This window comes from Oribacterium sp. P6A1 (genome assembly GCF_000702885.1).
Lineage (GTDB): Bacteria > Bacillota > Clostridia > Lachnospirales > Lachnospiraceae > Oribacterium.
Genome location: NZ_JNKO01000028.1, coordinates 1 through 21,730 on the forward strand (window position 1 = coordinate 1; position 21,730 = coordinate 21,730).

Below are 21,730 nucleotides of genomic sequence, written 5' to 3' on the forward strand. Positions count from 1 at the left end.
AACAAACTGATATTATGGACCTGTCGTGCCGGTGAGGCATTGGATAAAGCTGTATCATGGTGCAGGGAACAGAATCTGGAATTCGATGCCATAAATGACAACCTTCCGGAGATCATAGAGAAGTATGGCAACAACTCCCGTAAGATCACCTGTGATTACTACATCGATGACAGGGCTGTCTTACCGGAAAATGTAAGTGCCTGACTGATATGAAGCTGCAACGTGTTTATATCGCTATAGATATGAAAAGTTTTTATGCATCTGTTGAGTGTGTGGCAAGAGGCTATGATCCGCTGAAAGCCAATCTCCTTGTTACTTAATTAACATACCACTGTATAATAACAGATTTCGCGGAGATATATCTTATGACTTCATTACATATAAATGAAACTATCGATAGAGTTATTACAAATAACTCTCTAACTATATTACAATTTGGCTCAGAAACCTGTGGTCCTTGTCGCTCAATCACTCATAAGATAGACGAATGGCTACAGTCACATCCTTCAGTTGTAGAAAGATATGTACCTGTAGAAGATTTCCAAACCGAGACAGCTCAGCATGAAGTATTTGGAGTCCCAACAACTATCCTCTACTTTGAAGGGAAAGAAATCCTTCGTAAAAGTGGGTACTACAGCCTTGAAGAATTCTTTGCAAAGGCTGAAAAGATTCTCAAACTAAGTGAAAGCCAGGAGTAGTCCCGGCTTTCTGTTTTCCAATTATACAATGATGAATCTAATAGCTATCAAACACGTTGTCTGTAGCCTTACTCAATCGACTTTACAGCATCAAAGAAAAATGAAGTTATAGTCTACTGCTTTGCCAAGTGCTTCAATCCTGAGACTTAATAGACACTTGTACTGTCAAAGATGGGAACATATCTGCGATTTCCGTCAGAGCTGTACACTTAATCTCAGGCTTTTTCAAAATCCGGCTTCCACCCTGCAAACTGAACCAGCTGTTCATCTGTTCTGTGATAATATCTCTCATTCTTATTAAGCTTTGCAACTTCTGCCATTTCTTCATCCGTATACTGAAAAGAAACTGAAACATGGAATCAGTATATCACGGCATCATCTGCAGTATAGCCCTCGATTGAACCGGCCTTAACCTGGATGCATGCGTAACTAAGCTCTGAATCATCAGCCGCAAAGAACTGTCTCTTCCCTTCAGGTGAAATTTTAACTACATCTCCCTTAGCGATTTCAACATCCTCACCATCTATCGAAACCTTACCCTTTCCGGAAAGGATGATGTAGATCTCTTCATTCTTTTTATGTGAATGCACAAAAGGAACACTTGCGCCGGCAGGAAGATGATTGATACTTACTTCTGCTCCTGTCAGCCCCAGTACATCATGAAGCTCTGTTCTTGGATCCTCAGTTACATTTACTTTTTTAAAATTTGACATATTGTTTTCCTCCATTTGTTTGCTATTTGTTTTTGTTTGTTGTATCATCATTTTATCTCTAAGAATCATTTAAACAAGTACGAACATTTATAATACATAGTTACTTTTTTGATACTATTGCGCATTTTCAAGGAGAATTTTTTATGAAAAGTATTTACGGTCAATGTCCTTATGCAACAACCCAAAGAGTCCTTCAAGGGAAGTGGTCTATAGTTATCCTCTTTCAGCTTAGTACCGGGACAAAACGTTTTAACGAACTCGAACGTAACATTCCGGAAGTAACAAGAACGATGCTCACAAGACAGTTAAGACAATTAGAGGATGATAAGCTGATCGTCAGAAAAGTATACGCTGAAGTTCCGCCAAGAGTAGAATACAGCCTTAGCGAAATGGGCGAAAAATTCAGGAAGGTATTGGACCAGATCGAATTATTCGGATTTGAATATATTGAAGAATTAAAGAAATGCAATGCTTAATGGAGGTTGACAATGAGTGAAATAAGAGACAAGAACGGACTTACAGAAGAAGAATATTTGAAATCCTATGATTCCAATAAGTGGAAGAAGCCGTCATTGACAGCAGACATCTGCATAATCACAAAGAAGTTCTCAGAAGAAATGGTACTACTCATAAAGAGAGGAAATCATCCATGTCTCGGGAAATGGGCCTTTCCCGGTGGCTTTTCTGAAGAAGGTGAGCGAATTGAGGAAACAGCTGCGAGAGAGCTTCTGGAAGAAACCGGTGTTAAAATGGCACCGAAAGATCTTACGTTAATAGGAGTTTACAGCAAGCCGGGAAGGGATCCCCGCGGATGGACAGTTTCAGCAGCATATTTGGCTGTTGTTGATCCTGATAAGATAAAGCCTATTGCCGCGGATGATGCTGCGGATGCGGGATGGTTTACTGTTATACACGAAAATGACAATTACCGATTCGTGAATGGCGAAACAGAACTTACTCTTAAAGATCTAGCATTTGATCATGATGATATAATGATGGATGCGTTAAAGAAAGCATGACAGGCAGAAAGGGACGGATTTAGCAGTGCAAAGCATGTGCCTGCTAAATCCGCTCTCTTTTAGGAAATAAAATATTTATGATGTACGCACATTGCACACGAATGTGTGCGTTGGTGCTAATCTCTCAGTGAGTGGCAAATACTATTTACACTCACATCATATTATCTCTTCTCATTTAGAAGTATCAACATGGCGACACATAATCTTTTCATACTGCTCCTCCAGTGCTCAATCACAGTCAAATATTGCCTTGCTCTCAAGTCTGTCTCCATAAGTATCCTTCCACTTCTTATGCACCTCAGATGCATCAAAGTTATTTAGTCCTTCCGCTGACAGATTCATCTCTATCATGATGCTGTATCTGTTCTCTCTGGTACTGTTGGACTTATGTATCACGAATGACTCCACACCCGGGATTTCCAGCGTAGCGCTAAACAACTCCTTGATCTCTGGGAGTAATTTCTCCGTATCGCACCTATCTTTAAACTTAGCAATTATGTAATGCTTCATTAGTCAAATCTCCTTTGGCCACTCTGAGCCAATATCCAATCTATTCTCAGTTAGCCAGTCATCTTCCACTGACACAAATTTCTCATTTCCGGCATCATCCACAAGAGTGACTGATACCTTGGGCTTCTGCCCCGGCTGTAATTCTTCGCATCCATAATCCCCATCAAAGATCTGCTTTATCTTCATCACTTAACAACCTCTTTAATAGCTTTTTTATATTTATTGAGATTGAATCCCTCTCTTTTTGCCACCTGTAACAGCTGTTCATTTGATGCATCTTCTGCATCACACATATCAAGGAATCCTAAATCTTCAGTTCAGGCTGATATATAATCTCTCTGGCAGGTGGCTCTCGGAATATAGATTGCCTCATGCAGAAAATCCTGTAATAATTTTATTTCATTGTCTCTAAGTCTTCTTAATTCCATAAGCCATTATCCTAGAAGTTAAAAATCAACAACAATATCTGAGATAGCAACCAAAGTAGCCTCTCCACTTATTTTTATTCTTCCGTTCTCAAGCAGTTTGCAGTATAGATGACCGCCTCTTTTTGATGCCTGATATGCATGAATCTCTGATTTTCCCAGTTCTTTTGACCAGTAATCTGCTATCTGACAATGTGCAGAACCGCACACGGGATCTTCAGGAACCAAAAGTTTAGGAAAGAAGCTACGTGATACACAGTCTGTATCTGTTCCCTTTGCAGTAACATCCTGCCCACGGCCGGGTAGCTCAGCAAGTTTACTCTGATCCGGCTGCATGTTTCGGATCTGCTCCTCAGATTCAAAAATGCATACAAGATCAGGTCCCAATATTGCCTTAACGGGTCTCACTCCAAAAGCACTTTCCATATCATCTGTCACTGGTATCTCCTGCTGCTCATATGTGGGAAAGTCCATCTCATAAAGTTTACCTTTTCTGGCAATTGTTAGTTTTCCGCTGAGAGTATTAAATTCTATTACATCCTTATTCTGCTCAAAGTAGTTAAATATCACAAAAGAGGAGGCCAGGGTCGCATGACCGCATAGTTCAACCTCAGATCCCGGAGTAAACCATCTGAGGTGATAGCCCTCTTCCTCCTTGACTATAAATGCTGTCTCGCTCAGATTATTCTCCATCGCGAGCTTCATCATGAAATCTTCTTCCGGCCATTTATCCATTACACATACTGCCGCCGGATTCCCGGAAAAAGGTTTGTTTGTAAAAGCATCAACAATGTATTGTTTCATTGCTTACCTCACTCGTTTTTTAAACTCATATGTCTAATTAGAACAGCCTTCACCAACACCCTCCAACAAAAACATATTTTTACTATAACAGAAAAAGAGCCATTTAACAGTAATCATCCTGTCAAACGGCAATTTTTCTGACATATTGAACTTGTTCTCATAAGTCGCTTATCTTTTCTGTAAGCGTATCGCAAATCCCCTCAACAACAGTTACTGCAAACATACCTAAGGACAGCTAACTTGAAATTATCAAAAGGTTTACTCATGTATTTCCAAAGGAAGCCCGTCTGGGTCACGGAAAAATGTCATTTTTTCACCCGTGAAAGCATCCAGTCGTATCGGTTCACAAGGTATACCCATAGACTCCAATTCTGCGACGACCTCATCCACGTTATCTACCCGGAAAGCGAGATGGCGTAATCCATAAGCTTCGGGAGAAGGACGAAGTGGATGATCCTTCATAATGAAAAGTTCAATTTCACTTTCACCGAGCTTAAGATCAATCTTCCAATCATCCCTTTCTGATCTATAGTTTTCACGAAGAATCTGAAATCCAAGCTTTTTATGGTAAAAGTCCAGTGCGGTGTCTTTGTCAGAACATATCACAGCAATATGATGAATACGATTCAAGTTCATGAAGTGCCTCCTAGTTTTAACCAAACAAATCTGAAGTCATCGAGCTCTTTCTCTCACATAAGAGCCCTACAAACTGCCGATTTGCTTAATACAAAGATTCTAACCGTTTCAACAATAAAAATAAAGCCCACTGATGTGAGCTTCATTCTTCACTTCCATTTATCTGTGAATGGTAACTTTTTATCAGTACGTCTATTGTTTATAAAACTTACGGGGAGTGTCGAAGCACATATATATGATATGTATGAAACCGTCTCTAGACTGACTGAAACACTGACAGAAAATAGAGTGTGGCAGATTTATAAACATATCATTTGCTTATGCCTGCGGGAGAGAAGAGAGCCGACAAAGTGGATGGAAAAATGAGTGAAAACACAACCAGAGATAAAATAAATATATCTTCATTTTTGCAGAAGAAGGATTCTCAGGCACTTTATGGCGTCGCGATATTGCTGATGGTGTTCCACCATCTTTTTTGCATACCGGATCGACTGTCATATGGTTATATTTCTATATTTGGCAACTATGATTTTGGAGCGAGATTTGCCTATCATGGAAGACTGTGTGTGGCGATTTATGCATTCATTTCGGGATATGCGGCTTCCATCGCATCAAAGAAGAATCCGGAGATGAGAGCATGTCCGAGGTTCAGGAATAGCGTGAGATACTCTGCAGCAAGGATGAAGAAACTATACGTAAAGCTTTGGCTTGTATTTGCAATTTTTGTTCCTATCGGTATTCTTTTTTTTGGTGTCAAAACCAGTGTGATCGAAGTTATCCTTGCCTTGATAACAGGCTTTAGCGCCATAAATATTGAGTGGTGGTACTTTTTTGAATATCTGTTGTTTGCACTCATTTATCCTTTGTTTGATCTCTCTTTACATCATAGAAACAGAAGAGAGCTTTTTATCAAAACGGCCGTATTGGTTTTGGTAGCCGTGATCTTGCCATTCATTGCCTGTGCCAACATGGCACGCAGTGGTATAAATGAAATAGGTCTGATGGCGTTGGAAATGTTCATTTCATATATTTATATCTATATGATCGGGTATTTTGTTGAAAAATGGAGATTGTTTGACTGGCTGGATAGTAATCTGCCGTCTGAGTTAAAGGCCATAACAGGTGTTATATTGACGGGTTTGATTTTCGTCATTCGCTGGTTCATGGTACCTGCCAATCCCGGGGAATCCAAACCCGATATAATTCTGGCTCCGTTTTTGGTATTTGGTTTAACACTGATGCTTCATTCGGATATAGCAGAAAGGAAAGTGGTGCCGGTTTTATGCCTGTTCGGTCGGTATTCCACCTTTATGTGGCTTACACATACTTTCTTTATATACTATTATTTCCAGCCGGTGATCCTGCTTCCGAGGGTATCGATACTTATATTTATTTGGGCAGTGCTTATCTCGCTTGTTAACGCGATGATCATGGAGAAGATATATGAGAAAATTGCCGGGTTAAAAGTGCCTGATAAAAAAGGATAGCAGCTTATATTGTCAGAAAAAAAGAGGTTTGCCGCCATGGAAGCGACAAACCTCTTTTGTTTATAAAGCTTTTGTTTTACTGTGGCTCTCCGCCTGTTTCGGTAGCGGCAGCGGCAGCATCCTGAGCAGCTGTAACTACAGGATCTGTAGGATCGAAGGTCTGGTTTCTCGGGATAGCCTACTGGATAGCATCCTTCTCGATAGGGCCCTTGTCCCACTTGTCATTGTAGATAGCGTATCAGACCGACAAAAGATCCGGAATCACATATGCCTATGAAAATCAATCATTCTGGGATCCGGAACTCAAGCGATCCAAATCCAAAAGAAAGCTGATAGGCCGTGTTGACCCTGAAACAAAAGAGATTATCCCTACCGATGGCAGATGCAAAAAGCGCAGTCCTTCCTATGAAGCAGGAAGTGATGATTACGAAATGCCAAAGACCATGAAAGGTCTCAAGGACGAAGTCAGAAGACTATTAAAAGAGAATCAGGAACTGCGAGAGCAATTAGAAAAATATAAATCAAAATGATTGTTGAGGTTATCGGGGATGGACTTAAAAGAAGCTTATGAAGTTATAAGTCGGGAGCAGCATAATGAAGCTTATTCTGTACTATCTTGAAAAATTGAATAGATTCATCACTTCTAGGATTATAGTCCACGCTGGTTGCATACAAATCCAACACCTGTCTATAAAGTACTTTCTCTGAAGAACGGATATCACGAATTCTATCTAAGAGTTCTTTCCAATAATTTCCGCCGCCATTTCCTTTTAAACGGTCATCATCCATGGCAAAACCCTTAATAATGTATTCCTTTAATACAGAGTTTGCCCATATACGAAACTGAGTACCTCTCTGGGATTTCACACGGTATCCAACAGAGATAATGACATCTAAATTATAAAAATCTACATTATACTCTTTTCCATCCGAAGCAGTGTAGGCAAATTTTGCCCATACTGAATCTTTAACCAGCTCTCCCTCTTTAAAGATATTACGTACATGCTTTCCAATTACACTACGATCACGCTGAAATAGTTCCGCCATCTGATCAATAGATAGTAAGCTCTGAACAGATCTTAAGAGCTACCTCTTCATCATCTATCCATCCCGTTTGAGTGGGTCCAGGAGCAACACAGTTTACCGTAATTCCATATTTCGCAACTTCAAGGGCGATACTTCTAGTCAATGCTTCCAATGTTGCCTTACTTGCCCCATATGTGATCTATCCTGCAAAAATCTGAGCGGCATCGGTAGAGATATTGATGATTCTTCCATAATCACCATGGTGCTTTACAAATTCCCGGATCATCAGAATACTTCCACGAACATTGACCGCAAATGTATCATCAATCACATTTTGTGTAATCGTTTCGATGGTGTCACGTCCGGTTTCATCATCAGTTGCAGCATTATTCAGCAAAATATCTACTCGACCAAATTTTTCAATGGCTGCAGAATAGATATCCTTTACCGCTTCCTCATTTGAAATATCACTTTCCAAAACAAGGTAGTCAGCATTCATTTCCTTTAGTCTGCTTTCCACCGCTTCTGCGGTTCCTGCATTTGCTCCGTAGTATCTGTCTGTAATGGCATCTTCAAACTCCCTTATGGGCTGTCTCTTTAGATAATTATAAGAATAATGCTCTCCTGTAAAATTGACGGAAGATTGACCACATTGGTATCATGTTATTATCTCGGGCTAAAAAGCCTTGAAGTATTGTGCGTGTTGAAATCAGAAAGGAATTAGTTTAACTATGACAACCATAAAAAAGAATGAAACACAGTCCCTTATTGAACGGACAAATCAGACAGATCTGGTTTTTCCTTTTATTCCGGTATCCGAACAGATCCATGCTCACGCGCTTCTCTCGCCTGATAAAACTGCAGTTATCTGCATGGGAAAAGCACTCAGCTATGGCAGGCTGGATTGTCTCTCCAACATAGTAGCCAATTTACTTATCAAAAAAGGTGTTGGCCGTGACGTTCTGGTAGGCATATTGCTGGAACGTACAGAATTTGCCTATGTAGCGGAGCAAGGCGTGTTGAAGGCACACGGGGCTTTTCTTCCCTTTACTGTTTCCTATCCGGATGAACGAATTCTGTTTAGTATGGAAGATGCCTCCGCCACCATTCTGCTGACAAGCAGAAACCTGTGCGAAGAACGGACGGCTCTGTCCGAAGGCGGCTTTGAAGTCCTGGCTGTGGAGGACATCCTTGAAACACAGACCGATGACACCTATCCCTCGGCGGAGGGAATCGTGTCCGGCGATCTGGCCTACTGCATCTATACCTCCGGCTCCACTGGACGTCCCAAGGGCGTCATGATCGAACAGGGAAATCTTGCTAATTACGTGCATCGAAACGAAAAATCCGTTGAAATCATGCACTACGCCCAACCCGGCCGCATCACACTGGCGATGGCCGCATTCTCCTTTGATGTTTCGATCGTGGAACAATTTGTACCGCTATGCAATGGGAATACCGTGTGCCTTGCGACATCAGAGGAAATCCATGATCCCTTCCTTCTGGCAAAGACAATCCAAGACAACCACGTCAACGGCATCACCTGCACCCCAACGTTTCTCTCCAATATCGTGGGGATACCTGCGTGCGCTCAGGCGCTCAGACAGATTGAGTTCTACGATGTCGGTTCGGAGGCCTTCCCGAAGAATCTGTACATGAAGCTGCGCGCCCTGCGGGAAGACAGCGTGATTATGAACGTATACGGACCGACCGAGTGTGCCATGGGGTGTGCGGCCGTCGTAATGAGGCCGGATGAAGAGGTTACCATTGGTGGCCCCATCGTTAACACACAATTCTTTGTCATGGATGCCGATGGAAACAGCCTTGACGTCGGTGAGAAGGGAGAGCTGATTATCTGCGGAGCCTGCGTCGGGCGCGGCTATGTAAATCTGCCGGACAAAACAGCTAAGGCATTTTTTACCTATCGAGGTATGCGCGCCTATCACAGTGGTGATCTCGCCTCATGGACGGAGGACGGACGTATCTGTATCTTGGGTCGAATCGACAATCAAGTTAAGCTGAGAGGCTTTCGCATCGAGCTTGACGAAATCGAACGTGTCATGGGCAGCTACCCCGATATCAAGGGTAGTGCCGTTAAGCTCTGCCATGGCGACACGGATTACCTTGCGGGTTATATTACCTCTGCGGATTCAGTCAATCTGGACGAGCTAAAGGCCTTTATGGGCAAACGACTGCCGGATTACATGATCCCGTCGGTCATTATACAGATGGACAGACTCCCGGAGACTGTAAACGGTAAGGTAGATAAAAAGGCTCTTCCCGATCCACAGCCAACTCAGAATGAACGGAATGTGACCGCTCCGCGGAATGATACTGAGCGCATGCTGCTGGATACCTTTGCTGAGGTTCTGAACCTGAAGCCTGATCAGATCAGTGTAGAAGATGATTTCTTTGAGCTGGGCGGAGATTCGCTGCGAAGCATGGTCCTGACTTCAAAACTTATGGATTACGGCGTGACAAGTGCAGACATCTATTCGCTGCGAAGCATCGAACGCATCGCCGCCATGCTTCTGAAACCGGAAAAAGGGATAAGTCTGGATGAAATCGAAGCACAGGCGCGGAAAAAACCTCACTATCTCAGCGCCATGCAGACAAAGCTTATTGATTATCAGTTTGCAAAGACCCATTCCACTATGTGGAACAATATGTACTATCTGTTCCGCTTTAATCGAAAGATAGATCCTGAACGCCTGCGGAAAGCGGTCAATCAGGCCATTCATCATCATCCTGCTCTGTCGATGAAAATTGGATTTGACGAGCAAGGGGAACTGGTCCAGACCTATTGCCCGGAGATGCTTCCCGAAATTCAGTTTGAAACGTGCACCGATATGGACATTATCCGCATGAAGGACGAATTGGTTAAGCCCTTCCCTATGTTCAACTCACCACTGCTGCGGGTACGCATGTTCCTTACCGGACGATACAGCTATCTCTTCTATGATGTCCACCACCTGGCAATGGACGGGGCCTGTATCGGTCTAATCATGTCCAGTATAGTCAAAGCTTATCACGGCGAGCCGCTTCCCCCCGACTATTACTGTGCATACCTTAACAATGAAGACAATATTCGCAAGTCGCCGAAGTATCTGGAGGACAAGGATTATTTTGAGAAAAAGTACGACGGATATGACTGGTGCCATATTCCCGAACCGGATAGGGAGGAATCCGTTCCCACGGCGGCAGGCCGCGTAATCCGTTTCCCCTTTGACGCTTCTGATCTTGAGGAGGCTGAAAAACGGCTGAACACCACAAGAAGTGTCATAGCTATTGCTGCGGCCATTTTAACCCTGCATGAGACCAGCGGCAGGAATGACATCATGACCAACTGGATCTTCAACAATCGTCTCGGCAGCTTTGCGTCCGATTCCGTAGGAATGCTGATAAAAAATCTGCCGGTTGGTGTCCACATGAATCAGATACACAGCCTGGAGGAGCTGATTGTCGAAATAAAACGGCAGGTAGCGGATGGTATCTCCCACTGCAGCTATGACTATTTTGCCGCTCAGGATTCCGCATTTTACAACGATCCTATGGAGGTTAACTACCAGCAGAACATGAATGCCGACGAGCTTGCATCTCTGTATCCATTGCAGATTGAACTGGAAAACCGTCACCATGCTCCCGGTGCGCGTCTGGAGTTGGAATTCCTGGAAAACGACGATAACAGCGGCCTTTTTGATTCCGAAATAGAATGGGCTGCCAATTGCTTCTCGAAAGAAAAAATACGAGATTTCCATGACCGTTATATAGACCATTTTGAACGTATAGTGCTGGAAGGTGCAGACGAGTGGGAGGAAAAAGATGAAAGAGATTAAGCTATCCGATCATTTTACCTACACAAAGCTGCTGCTCTTTGCCATGCCGACCATCGGCATGATCTTGATCTCCATAACCTATGATGTGGTTGACGGTTACTTTGTCTCAAACTACATAGGCAAGACGGGTTTTTCCGCTATAAATATCATCTATCCATTTCAGCTGCTTCTGTCCATGGTCGGCTATATGTTCGGTTCGGGAGGAAGCGCGCTGATTGCAGCTGAGCTGGGCAACGGAAAGCCGGAGAACGCCAATCGTTATTTCACCGCAATCATCAAGACAGCGGTCATAATAGGTGTCTTGATGACCGTGCTCGGAATATGGTTTTTGCGCCCGGTAGCAGTGCTGATCGGCGCAACACCGGAGATTCTGGAATACGGACTTCCTTACGGCCATACCCTCTTCCTGTTTCTGCCCATCATGATTTTAGGTTACACCTTTCAGAGCATCCTGATCACAGCTGAAAAGCCGAAACTAGGATTTTACATCTCTCTTGGGAACCTGTTCAGCAATCTGTTGTTCGATTGGCTCTTTGTGGCCGTTTTTCATTGGGGAATGGTAGGTGCTGCCGTAGCCACCGGAATCGGTGCCTGTCTGAACGGCCTGATTCCCCTGATTTACTTTGCAAGACCGAATTCGAGTTCCATTCACTTTTGCAAGGGACGAGTTCAGCTTAAACCGCTTTTGAAAGCCTGTGGAAACGGATCCTCCGAGATGGTTAATGACATGTCGACATCGCTGATTTTTGCCCTTTACAATTTTCAGCTGCTCAGAATGCTGGGCGAGGATGGTGTTGCAGCTTATGGTGTGACAATCTTTGTCGAGGGGATTTTCGCCTCTGTATTTTATGGTCTGGCAATGCAAACCACCTCCATCGTAGGTTACCACTTTGGCGCGCAAAATTACCCGGAACTGAAAAACCTGCTGAAAAAGGGACTCATACTGAACATTGTTTTCGGCATGTTGATGTTTGTCCTGGCACGGGTCACCGCGCCTGCGATCTCCACAATTTACGTCGGCTATGATGAGACGGTCTATAGACTGTCAATCCACGCACTGAGTATGTATGCCTTTGCTTTTCTGCTCCAGGGCTTCAACGAATATGCTTCCGCTTATTTTACCGGACTCAATAATGGATTAGTATCCGGGATCCTGGCTTTTTTCAGAACCTTTATTATTCAGACGGTGTTGATTTTAGTCCTGCCTGTGTTTCTCGGTACAGACGGCTTATGGCTTGCTCAGGCGGTTACAGAGCTTTTGGCATCTATGATTGCGATTTTTTTCTTCATCACACGCAAAAGCGAATACTGCGGCCCCTCACATGAGCTATCGAAGAATCGTTAACTGAGTATGTAAACTTGCTGCTCATAAAAACAAAATTGTCGTATTCTTATTTGATAATGGACCAGGGAGACGGAAAAATGCAATTTGATATGACTTTTCCGTCCCCCCGGCTCATCAATAGGCTCTCGGAATCTTTAGCCTAGATTCCAAGGGCTTTTTCTTTTGTTCCATTTCTCAAATCCCCCCATTTTTTTTAAATACCAAATATAGGACTTGACAAATCCTCCAAAAATTAAGAAGGTTGAAAAACCTAAAAATCCGGATGATAAAGCTGAACTTGTCGAAGATTTCTCCGTTGATAGTCTCATCGCTACTCTTGAAAGTACTCCTCTGTCAACAGATCAACAGCCTTACTCCATGTTGTTCAGGATCTTTGAGTATAACAAGAGAACTTCTTCTGAGAGATGCAACAAACGTGAAAAGGTAGATTACCTATGTTTTCGCAAGATGTATTATAGTATTTGCGATGTTGTATTGTGATATTCTGATAACTCACGAATACAATCGTACAGCTTGCTTACCTCATTCTGTGTTATTTCTCTCATACCCCTTCACCTATAGTTTTGTCAAAACCATACATTCTTCTGAATCTCTAAATCCTATTCTTTCATAAAGTGGTCTTCCCGATGCAGTTGCATCAAGACTTATTTCAGTGACACCTTTTTCCCATGTTTTCTCTATTAACAACTCAACCATCTTTTGAGCAATCCCTTGTCGGCGATATTCATATCTTGTGTAGACATTCATAAGATGAGCTCTTTTTCCTGAAGGATGATCAAATGTTGGCATTATCCTGATAAAACTCATTGATGCACAGCCGATAACAGCATCTCCGTCTGTAGCAAGAACAGTTATCTGGTCTCCATTCAAAAAGTAATCGCGACTTTCATTTATCATTTCATCTGAATACTCATAATCTTCAGGCAGATCATTCACGACCTTTAGCATTTCAAGGCGAATACTCATCAAACAATCAATATCATCTTGTGTTGCAATTCTTATATCAACCATTTTAATATGCTCCAATAGTTAATCAAGCTACTTTGCCTGATTATAAGATACCGCCTAGGGTGTACTTTAAAAACACCTGCCTATTTTACTCGTTCTTCTCTCGTTCCATTTTATAGTAAAGGTTCCTGTCTGCTACTACCTTCATCGTCATAGAGTGTACGCTCAGAAACCCTGCTCTCATCATTGCCCGGCTGAGCTTCTTAGATGTCTCATAACCGATTCCCGGTATCTGGTCAAACCATAACGGATCTTCCATAAGCAGACACAATGAACCTATATTCTTGTATCCCTGACGAAGTAATGCGCCTGAATGCTGCTTGCTAATACCGGTAAGGTAATCCGGCGTGTTATATACGATACTGGCCTGCTTATATTTGCCGTCCTTCAACAGGCGTTCTCTCAATTCGTTTACCTGGTCATCGTACCCGCCGAGATGTGCGTCAAATCCCTCTATTACCCACACAGTCAGCTTTGGATCTTTCAGTTTTTCCACAGCCTTCTTGCATCGCTTGCTGGTACTTGCAGCTGACCAGCCCACCTGCGGTCCCATTTCCTTATAGGTCCTTCCCTCTTCATAGCGCATCTGAAGGATTGCCTGCGCTTCCGGTTTCAGAAGCCCTAAGATATATTCAAGACCCATTCGCTGATCCTTAGTCAGAGATTTCATTTTAAGTCCCATGTCCTCCAACAGATTTGCCGGGTAATTAACCTCCTTTTCCTTCGGAGCTCTCTTTGCAGGTTCCTTACGCTCACCTGGCTTTAGTCCGATTACATTTTTAATCTGCTCGGCTGTGGCGATTGGATATACCTCTATGATATGCTTGGCGATTCGCTTGGCGGATTCTTCCGGGCTTTCCTTGTATGCTGAGGTTACATAGTCATAGCCCCACAGGTGCTCTGGTGTCGCATATACTGCAATGGGCCAGCCATAGTTTTCACCATTTTTATTCGTGCGCTGCCGAAAATCTCGCATACACAGATACATTTGCATCATAAGTCCAGTAATGGCTCCTTCGAAGCCTTTTTCACCTTCCTTGCCAAAACCTGCTTTGGCTTTTATCTCGTAAGAAAAGTATTCTTCATCCTGCAATCCAGCTTCTTCGGAATACAGATCCATGACCTTCCTTTGGCGCACAGAAGCTTTTCCATCTTCCCAAAGCGCGTCAAAATCATATCCATCCCTGCGATAATTCACAAAGTACGGCATCCATTCCTTGGAAATGAAACCTGCCTTCTTATCGAAGAACTTGCCGTAAGCGACCTTACCGCTTCTGGCAATGATTTCTCTCCATTCCCACGGATCACGTTCCAGATCTTCCGACCACCAATACTCCGATACCGTTCTTTCCTCCAGAGAAAAACCCGGAATATCATTCTTGAATAATGGCAGAAAGCCAACTTCATTTATATATTCAATTGCTTCATCCACGGTATGCAGACATTCGGGATCATCCCATTCCACGCCATGCATAATCCATGTGCCATTTTCATTTCCCATAGATATCAATCAACCTTCTTCGTTACTTCCAGATATATATGGAAGCTTATATTCTTTATATCCACCATTCCGGTGTTAATTCGCCCAGGGTCACAATTTGCGGATTTCCATGACGCCTTCCTACTTTTACCGCTGTATCATAGTCTTTAGACATATGAACATATAATCTGGATTTCGAAATAATCCCCTCTGCAAGTATGGATACAACATACTTTTCACCAGTCCCATGCCAAAGTATTTCAGGAGGAGAAGCGTTCTTTAATTCCACATCCACATTTATGGAATGCCCCTGATTGGCACGTATCAGAGTTTTATCATCGTTAAATGAATACCTTTGCTTTTCATCCTCTGATACTATCTTTTCAAGAATTTCCATATCAAGCTTATGTGTTTTATCTATCCCCTTAATAAGTTCACTGACATCTGCCCATCCATGTTCATCAAGACTTATCCCGATGACCTCCGGTTTATGCCTTAATATCAGACTGATGAATTTACTTATTTCCTTTTCTTTCTTATCCATTTTGATCACCTATGTAGTGACAGCCCTCGTACTAACCGTACAAGTTCATTCTCCCAATCCTTATTCTTATCATAATGAACTGAACCCAGTATTCCGGGAATTTCATAATCAACAGTAGAACAAACTATGATAGGAATGTTCCATCCTTTTTCTTTTACAAGTTTAATAATCTGCTTACCTGAAGCAGATTCTGCCTCTTTATTTCTTTCCGGATACCACATGTCAGTGATTATAAGGTCGTATAGTCTTCCTGCTTTTATCTGTCTTTCTATATTCTTAATGCCATCACTAAGATTATTTACATGATCCAGCTTAAAATCAGAAAAGCAGGTATCTTCCAATGCTCTTTGGATATGGTACTGCTTAATAATGTCATCTTCTAAATGAAGTATATACATCTCTATATATCCTCTTTATTAATTGAATACATCCATCATACCATACCCTGACTCACAAAAAACTTGCTATAATTCTTTCGATATCATCCAGGCTATAAGCTATGCTGTTTTCATAGTTCTCTGGTGGATACTGGCTTAGGACATAGTTAAATATTTCCTGCTTACTATTTCCATGTTTTGCCATCCATATACATGTGGCAGTTACTACAGCACCTTTGATACCTTCCGGATGATTATGTGAAACTATTGCCGTAGCCTCAGCTTTCCTCTGCATTTCATTATAGTCTTCATAATACTCACCGACGAATGCAACTCTCATGGCAGCCCCATTTCCAAAGCTTCCATAGGGACTATGATCATTTCCGGCTATCCAACTATAAAACATGCTACCATAGCCACAGTTCGGATACTTCCTGCCAAACTCTACCATGGTCTCTGTCAAATCAAGACCCTCAAGTATTGCTTTCTTGATGGCAAGAATCATTACTGTAGCATCAGTAAATCCGACCGGGAACTTACCGGTCAAAGGTACTGTCTCCCAGCTAAAATCATCTGGTCTGTAAAACTCATATGGAGATCCAAGAATATCTCCGAGTATTGCACCTTTAACTGCCATAACGATCATCTCCTACTTTGAGTTCTGCCACGCTTATTATAATCATCCTTTATATCTTCATCCCATGAACTGCTGTCGAGACATTCACTCGCCTTTGCAGCACATGGAGCCATCATCACTGAGCATACTGCCTTTGAAATACCTGCATAGACATTGGCCGTACCTGCTTCATCACTTACATAATTAACTGCCCTTTCTTTTCGTATTCCAAACTTCCGGGCTTCTGCGTAGGCGTCGATATTGGCACCTATAAAAATAAACTCCCATCCGTATTTCTCCTGCTGACGCTTCACCATGTTTTCGACCTGTTCCCTTGAATAACGTGAACTTGCATTTTCCATACCGTCAGTTGTGATCACAACGATAGTATTGGCAGGTCTGTCCTCAGGTCGTGCATACTTGTGGACATTACCGATATGGTGAATGGCTCCGCCTACCGCATCAAGAAGCGCAGTGCATCCTCTCACGTAGTACTGATTATCAGTCATTTTCTCTATCTTTTCTATCGGAACTCTGTCGTGAATTACCTCGCATACGTCATCAAACAGTACTGTAGATACCAATGCTTTCTCCCCGGTCTTTTTCTGCTTCTCCATCATGGCATTGAAACCACCGATTGTATCTAATTCAAGACCTCCCATGGAACCGCTTCTGTCCAGTATGTAAACTATCTCTGTATAACCTTTACTCATTATGATACCTCCTGCAAAATTCAAAATAATTTCAGATTTCTTTAGATGATGATTCCTGAATTACCCGGACAAGATTCCTGAGTTACGCGGACAGGATTCTTGAATTATCCGGACAGAACCCTTCATGCCAATGACATATGTTGATCATCTGCCCCTCTGCAGCGAGGCATTTCATATCTCTTGTAATAAGGATACAATTTCGCAATTAAAAAAAGGTAAACCCGGAGTTTACCTTTAAAATGAAATCAGTCTTTAGACAACGGATCCAAACCGTAGTCAAAGAGAACTATATCGATTTTTATAACGTTGTAATCATGCCGTTCAATGAAGTACCTTACAACCGCATCAGTCTGGGATATGGGTGATAATGCATATCCCGCGATTCTAAGAAAATCAATAGTCTCATCGAGATTCAATCGAAGTCCGACAGCTAAGGCCAGTACCTTTTTCTTTGATGGATTCACAGTCCCTTTCATGATCCTTGAGAAATACTGTTTAGAGATATTGGCAGCCGCATAAACCTCAGAATTCTTAAGACCTTTCTTATTTATCAGCTTCTGCAGGTGCTTTTCGAAAGACTCTTTGTAAATGCTCTTTAGCATGTCATCAAGGGATGCAGATGAAGCGAAGGCACTATGAGATGCAAAAACATTGTTACCCGGTAAACTTCCAGCCATTGGTAGTCTGTCAGGAGTTGAACCGGATGTCGGCAGTACATCTTTATCTTCAGTGACTGCTTCATCAGAAATCACTTCATCAAGCGACTCTTCATCCTGAACTTCCCTATAGTCCGAAGCTACCTGAGACGTCCTGTCACAGACATATTCCTCTTCCAATGTCTCAGTAACATAGTCATCATCGATATAGCTTTTGACTTCTTCTCCCAGCTCTCCGGAAATCTTTACAGACTGTTGTCCGAACACCACAAGGATAATCTCCATATCATGTTCTTCAAGAAATCCGGTGAAAGCCTCGACAGCTATCTCCATGGCAAGACGCTGCGGAAACTTATAAGTACCGGTAGCAAGAAGTGGAAATGCTATTGATTTACAGTCGTATTCTGCCGCCAGCTTCAGCGATTTATCGTAACATGCTTTGAGAAGTTCGGCTTCACCCTTATTGCCGCCATTCCACCATGGGCCACTTGCATGGATTATGTATCTGGCATCCAGGTCAAATGCAGGTGTAATGGCAACATCACCGGGCATAAGGACACCAATATTCTTCCTCTCAGCCAGAAGTCTGTCCTTCCCGGCAGCCGAATATATTGCAAAATCAACACCTCCACCGATTGTGACATCCGGATTTGCAGTGTTTACGATGGCATCTGCTTTAACTTTTGTTATATCATTTCGGATGATTTGAAATGGCATGTTGGCTCCTTAAATATTTTCTATTCATCCACGCACTGAGTTGACTGTAGCATCGGGTCTTTTTCAGGATCAATTAAAAAAAATATGATCGTTCTATATAAGCAGAACGCTGCGGCGCAAAAAATCCCGATATTAAAGAGGATATTTACTGATTCAGATATGTTCATGGGTCTGTCAAAAAGCAAAGATATGCTAACTACTAAAAGAACCACATAACGGATCAGGTTACGTGTTTTCCATGTTTTGGCGTCACTGATGGTATACGGTCTGTCACTGTAATAATAATACGGCTGCCCTTCCATATAATATTTAAATCGATGTGCTCCGATAAAAATGTGTGTGCCGAATCTTGCATTTTTCCGATACGATCTACCATGCTTGAATAATGTATATGCGTTCATAATACACTGCCATTCCTTTCCGGCTACAGTCTATACAACTGTTTTATTGATCTACATAATCCCACGCATTAAAAGTCTCTTCCGTGCATTGTTCTCCATCACTGAAAACTTGACGTTATCGATTACAACTCAACAAAATCCTTTATCTCCTGCTCCAAGAGACGAAATACATTTGCTACTAAATATCCATCTGCAATTGCATGATTCAGACGTACTGTCACAGGCATGACGAGTCTACCGTTTTCTTCCCTGTATTTCCCCCAATTAATGATAGGTGCAAAAAATAAATGTCCATCCGGCAGCTCAATATTAAGAGAATCATATGATAGCCATGATATATAGGATGCATCAAACCAGTTGGGATGATTAGCCATATCAAGTCCATATTCTCTTGTCTTTTTCGCCTCTTCAACGTCCCTCAACGCTGAAGCATAGAACTTTTCATAATTCTCATCGTATGATGTATATACCGGAGTACACGTTTCAGTTTCCTCATGAAAAACATACTGCGTAGGATTGATCACATCATAACAGATCAGTTCATTTGTCTGCCAAAGATATCCCATTCTATAATCTTCACGCGAATTCAAAACCTTGGAGAGAAGATACAGGAAGTTGATATAAAACTTTGTCCCCGTACTCCTGGAATATTCAACCAGTTTCGTGACGTCAATTCGCGCTGTCATGGATGTCGAACATTTACAGTCTTCCGAAAAGTGTCGGAAAACACCTTTTCTATAGTATTTCTCCCTGTCAATTACCTTGTAATTCATTTGCATCATCCCCTCAAGCAACGGTTTCTTTCACTCCCACTTCTTCCACACATCCGGCTGATACCCGATTGTAGAAAGTTTTCCATTTCTGACAATAGGAGTCTTGATCACCTGCTGGTTCTCGAGTATCTTTTCCAGCTTGTCTTCATCGGCAATGTACTTAATCAATGCCAGAGTATCCTTATCCTTGGCATCGAGATTTATCATGTTCTCAATGCCTCCATTAGCTTGAGCAACGGATGTGAACTCTCCCTTGCTCGTCTCCGCTCCGCTTCGGTCGGCGCAAAGCCGATGTCCACTGGACATCGTGCGCCCTTTTCTTTCATATCAACGAACTGAACTTTGATGCCACGTTCTTTGAAAAATCTTTCCGCCTTCGTCACTGTATTCCTTTACATTTGTAAGATATTAAATATTCCTGATGTAATGGAAAGCCAGGAGTGATCCCGCCTTTCTGTTTTCCAATTATACAATGATGAATATAATAGCTATCAAACACGTTGTCTGTGGCCTGACTCAATCGACTTTACAGTATCAAAGACAAATGAAGTTATAGTCTACTGCTTTGCCATGTGCTTTTGAGGTCATTATTGTTTATTTGTGCATAATTGCCAAAGTTCATTTTAATAAGCCAAATATAGCAGATAGTCCTTTGGCAATATCTGAATCATTTTTAATTGTCTTTTGTGTGATTTTATGAACCTTATCCTTTGTTATGAAACGTATTTCGATATAACGGTTATATTTTTTCTCTAAATCATCTTTTATAAGCTGTTTGCTTCAATATCCTATTCTTGATTCAGGAATTGTATAACTCTCTCGTGAAATTCCTTGTAATATGGTTCCTCGATGAAAGCAACATGTGATGCCCCTTCGATAATTTTCAGTGCTGAGCCTTCCGGAAGGTAGGCAAGACAGGAATTTATCTGTTCATTGTTTAAATACGGATCTTTATCGCCACATATGACAAGTGTAGGAACAGAGATTTTCTCAAGATCTATCAAAGACTGCGATTTGTCCACACAAAGATCCTGACGACCACCGTTAGGACTTGATTCACCATCGTAATGCCATGAGCTTGAACATAAGAGCTCTATCACTATCGGATCTGTAATCGTTTGGTCAAATGTTCCATCTTCGTTCTTTTGGAAATCATCAGCAGCGTGTTCCCATGTATTATGATGAAATGGCTCCGTTACTTCATATTCACCAATTCCGCATAGAATGGGCGCATATAAAACGAGCTTTTCTACATGCTCCGGATGGCTTGTTATAAACCGGCTGCTTGTTACTGTCCCCCAACTCCATCCGAGTAGGTCGATTTTCTCCTGTCCTGTTACCTGACAAATCTTATTTACAGCAGCATCGATATCTTCAGCTGCATAATCAGAATCAGGCATAAAGCCATCTGTAACTACGCCTGATCGTCCATATCCCGCAATGTCAAGTCTCCACACAGCATATCCTTTACTAGCAAGGAACCGTACAAGGCTATAATCCTTATAGTCGATATCAAATTCATGAGATGAATAAGTCAATCCATGTATCAAAAGGATATTGTTATCAATTTCTGTTCCTTCTGTCTTCGTACAATCAAGATGCAGAGCTATGCCATTTCTCTCAAGCGGTATCTCTTCATAGCTGTATGTCAATTCCGATATATCATCTTGAAAATCAGGTACTTTTTTATTGCTGATACTGAATCCTATATAAGCACAAAAAAGAACTATTATTAAAGGTAGTAATATTTTCTTCTTTTCTATTTTTGACATAATGATTTAATTATCCAGTTTTCGTTTGTTATGCTTAAATAACTATAATGATTTACTTCAAAATAATTACATAATGCTTATCATTAGATATATCGGCTGAATCCGAATAATCATCAGTGATTTTGATAGCTCATTTACTACTTATTAACTGCCTATCCCTAAACATGCTTCCAT

At 41.9% G+C, this 21,730-nt stretch carries 20 protein-coding genes and 5 pseudogenes; 8 read left to right on the top strand and 17 right to left on the bottom strand.

All coding sequences use genetic code 11. The annotated features are described in order from the left end of the window. The 3 genes and pseudogenes from T515_RS17685 to T515_RS13355 form a co-directional block, all read left to right on the top strand. Positions 1–204, top strand: a pseudogene (locus tag T515_RS17685) (hypothetical protein); the annotation flags it as partial. 5 nt (positions 205–209) lie between these two features. Continuing rightward, positions 210–314: pseudogene (locus T515_RS18490) on the top strand (nucleotidyltransferase); the annotation flags it as partial. 51 nt (positions 315–365) lie between these two features. Further along, on the top strand, positions 366–698 hold the full coding sequence (locus T515_RS13355; RefSeq protein WP_051671741.1) for a thioredoxin family protein: 333 nt from the start codon (positions 366–368) through the stop codon (positions 696–698). A 359-nt stretch (positions 699–1,057) separates the two neighbouring features. Here T515_RS13355 and T515_RS13360 read toward each other — a convergent pair whose 3' ends face one another. After that, positions 1,058–1,411 carry a cupin domain-containing protein gene (locus T515_RS13360; RefSeq protein WP_036612186.1) on the bottom strand — a complete coding sequence of 118 codons (354 nt, stop codon included), beginning with the start codon at positions 1,409–1,411 and terminating at the stop codon, positions 1,058–1,060. Positions 1,412–1,554: 143 nt separating this feature from the next. Here T515_RS13360 and T515_RS13365 point away from each other — a divergent pair, with 143 nt between their 5' ends. Continuing rightward, positions 1,555–1,887 (top strand): winged helix-turn-helix transcriptional regulator, encoded by a 333-nt coding sequence (locus T515_RS13365; protein WP_036612188.1) that lies wholly within the window; start codon positions 1,555–1,557, stop codon positions 1,885–1,887. A 12-nt stretch (positions 1,888–1,899) separates the two neighbouring features. Beyond that, a complete protein-coding gene (locus tag T515_RS13370; RefSeq protein WP_036612190.1) occupies positions 1,900–2,430 on the top strand; it encodes an NUDIX domain-containing protein in 531 nt (176 codons plus the stop codon). A 228-nt stretch (positions 2,431–2,658) separates the two neighbouring features. Here the strand turns inward: T515_RS13370 and T515_RS13375 are convergent, their stop codons facing one another. From T515_RS13375 to gloA2, 4 genes are all read right to left on the bottom strand, one after another. After that, positions 2,659–2,940 (bottom strand): Dabb family protein, encoded by a 282-nt coding sequence (locus T515_RS13375; protein WP_036612193.1) that lies wholly within the window; start codon positions 2,938–2,940, stop codon positions 2,659–2,661. Positions 2,941–2,943: 3 nt separating this feature from the next. Further along, positions 2,944–3,126, bottom strand: coding sequence for a hypothetical protein (locus T515_RS13380; protein ID WP_036612196.1), 183 nt, complete (start codon positions 3,124–3,126; stop codon positions 2,944–2,946). Positions 3,127–3,386: 260 nt separating this feature from the next. Beyond that, positions 3,387–4,169, bottom strand: a complete 783-nt coding sequence (locus T515_RS13385; protein ID WP_036612198.1) for a PhzF family phenazine biosynthesis protein — start codon at positions 4,167–4,169, stop codon at positions 3,387–3,389. Positions 4,170–4,427: 258 nt separating this feature from the next. Further along, positions 4,428–4,805 (bottom strand): SMU1112c/YaeR family gloxylase I-like metalloprotein, encoded by a 378-nt coding sequence (gene gloA2, locus T515_RS13390; protein ID WP_036612200.1) that lies wholly within the window; start codon positions 4,803–4,805, stop codon positions 4,428–4,430. Between the two features lie 362 nt (positions 4,806–5,167). Here gloA2 and T515_RS13395 point away from each other — a divergent pair, with 362 nt between their 5' ends. Continuing rightward, positions 5,168–6,292: an acyltransferase family protein gene (locus T515_RS13395; RefSeq protein WP_197026456.1), complete on the top strand. Its 1,125-nt coding sequence runs from the start codon at positions 5,168–5,170 to the stop codon at positions 6,290–6,292. Positions 6,293–6,877: 585 nt separating this feature from the next. On the opposite strand, the pseudogene rhuM reads toward T515_RS13395, so the two are convergent. Both rhuM and T515_RS18060 read right to left on the bottom strand, forming a co-directional pair. Next, positions 6,878–7,354: pseudogene (rhuM, locus tag T515_RS13400) on the bottom strand (RhuM family protein); the annotation flags it as partial. Then, a pseudogene (locus tag T515_RS18060) lies at positions 7,344–7,904 on the bottom strand (SDR family NAD(P)-dependent oxidoreductase). The pseudogenes rhuM and T515_RS18060, both read right to left, overlap by 11 nt. Positions 7,905–8,049: 145 nt before the next feature. Here T515_RS18060 and T515_RS13410 point away from each other — a divergent pair. Beyond that, on the top strand, positions 8,050–11,154 hold the full coding sequence (locus T515_RS13410) for an amino acid adenylation domain-containing protein (protein ID WP_036612204.1): 3,105 nt from the start codon (positions 8,050–8,052) through the stop codon (positions 11,152–11,154). After that, positions 11,141–12,499, top strand: coding sequence for an MATE family efflux transporter (locus tag T515_RS13415; protein ID WP_051671744.1), 1,359 nt, complete (start codon positions 11,141–11,143; stop codon positions 12,497–12,499). The genes T515_RS13410 and T515_RS13415 overlap by 14 nt, the downstream gene beginning before the upstream one ends. A 555-nt stretch (positions 12,500–13,054) precedes the next feature. Here T515_RS13415 and T515_RS13420 read toward each other — a convergent pair. From T515_RS13420 to T515_RS13470, 10 genes and pseudogenes are all read right to left on the bottom strand, one after another. Then, entirely contained in the window at positions 13,055–13,510 is a 456-nt protein-coding gene (locus T515_RS13420) for a GNAT family N-acetyltransferase (protein ID WP_036612206.1), read from the bottom strand. 85 nt (positions 13,511–13,595) lie between these two features. Further along, a complete protein-coding gene (locus T515_RS18335; protein ID WP_081832835.1) occupies positions 13,596–15,008 on the bottom strand; it encodes an AlkZ-related protein in 1,413 nt (470 codons plus the stop codon). 55 nt (positions 15,009–15,063) lie between these two features. Then, positions 15,064–15,531, bottom strand: coding sequence for an RNA 2'-phosphotransferase (locus T515_RS13430; RefSeq protein ID WP_081832836.1), 468 nt, complete (start codon positions 15,529–15,531; stop codon positions 15,064–15,066). Between the two features lie 5 nt (positions 15,532–15,536). Next, complete coding sequence (locus T515_RS13435) at positions 15,537–15,929, bottom strand: hypothetical protein (RefSeq protein ID WP_036612208.1); 393 nt, start codon at positions 15,927–15,929, stop codon at positions 15,537–15,539. A 52-nt stretch (positions 15,930–15,981) separates the two neighbouring features. Continuing rightward, a complete protein-coding gene (locus tag T515_RS13440) occupies positions 15,982–16,545 on the bottom strand; it encodes an ADP-ribosylglycohydrolase family protein (protein ID WP_051671745.1) in 564 nt (187 codons plus the stop codon). Positions 16,546–16,550: 5 nt separating this feature from the next. Further along, positions 16,551–17,237 (bottom strand): vWA domain-containing protein, encoded by a 687-nt coding sequence (locus T515_RS13445; protein WP_036612211.1) that lies wholly within the window; start codon positions 17,235–17,237, stop codon positions 16,551–16,553. A gap of 245 nt (positions 17,238–17,482) precedes the next feature. Continuing rightward, positions 17,483–18,610 (bottom strand): macro domain-containing protein, encoded by a 1,128-nt coding sequence (locus tag T515_RS13450; protein ID WP_036612214.1) that lies wholly within the window; start codon positions 18,608–18,610, stop codon positions 17,483–17,485. A 523-nt stretch (positions 18,611–19,133) separates the two neighbouring features. Further along, complete coding sequence (locus tag T515_RS13460; RefSeq protein WP_036612219.1) at positions 19,134–19,784, bottom strand: CatA-like O-acetyltransferase, family 3; 651 nt, start codon at positions 19,782–19,784, stop codon at positions 19,134–19,136. Positions 19,785–19,814: 30 nt separating this feature from the next. Then, a pseudogene (locus T515_RS13465) lies at positions 19,815–20,167 on the bottom strand (arsenate reductase family protein). A gap of 405 nt (positions 20,168–20,572) precedes the next feature. Then, on the bottom strand, positions 20,573–21,556 hold the full coding sequence (locus T515_RS13470) for an alpha/beta fold hydrolase (protein ID WP_051671746.1): 984 nt from the start codon (positions 21,554–21,556) through the stop codon (positions 20,573–20,575). Positions 21,557–21,730 lie beyond the last annotated feature (174 nt).

Coding starts and splice junctions, on each gene's coding strand:
- T515_RS13355 (WP_051671741.1), top strand. CDS start 366: ATGACTTCATTACATATAAATGAAACTATCGATAGAGTTATTACAAAT.
- T515_RS13360 (WP_036612186.1), bottom strand. CDS start 1,411: ATGTCAAATTTTAAAAAAGTAAATGTAACTGAGGATCCAAGAACAGAG.
- T515_RS13365 (WP_036612188.1), top strand. CDS start 1,555: ATGAAAAGTATTTACGGTCAATGTCCTTATGCAACAACCCAAAGAGTC.
- T515_RS13370 (WP_036612190.1), top strand. CDS start 1,900: ATGAGTGAAATAAGAGACAAGAACGGACTTACAGAAGAAGAATATTTG.
- T515_RS13375 (WP_036612193.1), bottom strand. CDS start 2,940: ATGAAGCATTACATAATTGCTAAGTTTAAAGATAGGTGCGATACGGAG.
- T515_RS13380 (WP_036612196.1), bottom strand. CDS start 3,126: ATGAAGATAAAGCAGATCTTTGATGGGGATTATGGATGCGAAGAATTA.
- T515_RS13385 (WP_036612198.1), bottom strand. CDS start 4,169: ATGAAACAATACATTGTTGATGCTTTTACAAACAAACCTTTTTCCGGG.
- gloA2 (WP_036612200.1), bottom strand. CDS start 4,805: ATGAACTTGAATCGTATTCATCATATTGCTGTGATATGTTCTGACAAA.
- T515_RS13395 (WP_197026456.1), top strand. CDS start 5,168: ATGAGTGAAAACACAACCAGAGATAAAATAAATATATCTTCATTTTTG.
- T515_RS13410 (WP_036612204.1), top strand. CDS start 8,050: ATGACAACCATAAAAAAGAATGAAACACAGTCCCTTATTGAACGGACA.
- T515_RS13415 (WP_051671744.1), top strand. CDS start 11,141: ATGAAAGAGATTAAGCTATCCGATCATTTTACCTACACAAAGCTGCTG.
- T515_RS13420 (WP_036612206.1), bottom strand. CDS start 13,510: ATGGTTGATATAAGAATTGCAACACAAGATGATATTGATTGTTTGATG.
- T515_RS18335 (WP_081832835.1), bottom strand. CDS start 15,008: ATGGGAAATGAAAATGGCACATGGATTATGCATGGCGTGGAATGGGAT.
- T515_RS13430 (WP_081832836.1), bottom strand. CDS start 15,531: ATGGATAAGAAAGAAAAGGAAATAAGTAAATTCATCAGTCTGATATTA.
- T515_RS13435 (WP_036612208.1), bottom strand. CDS start 15,929: ATGTATATACTTCATTTAGAAGATGACATTATTAAGCAGTACCATATC.
- T515_RS13440 (WP_051671745.1), bottom strand. CDS start 16,545: ATGGCAGTTAAAGGTGCAATACTCGGAGATATTCTTGGATCTCCATAT.
- T515_RS13445 (WP_036612211.1), bottom strand. CDS start 17,237: ATGAGTAAAGGTTATACAGAGATAGTTTACATACTGGACAGAAGCGGT.
- T515_RS13450 (WP_036612214.1), bottom strand. CDS start 18,610: ATGCCATTTCAAATCATCCGAAATGATATAACAAAAGTTAAAGCAGAT.
- T515_RS13460 (WP_036612219.1), bottom strand. CDS start 19,784: ATGAATTACAAGGTAATTGACAGGGAGAAATACTATAGAAAAGGTGTT.
- T515_RS13470 (WP_051671746.1), bottom strand. CDS start 21,556: ATGTCAAAAATAGAAAAGAAGAAAATATTACTACCTTTAATAATAGTT.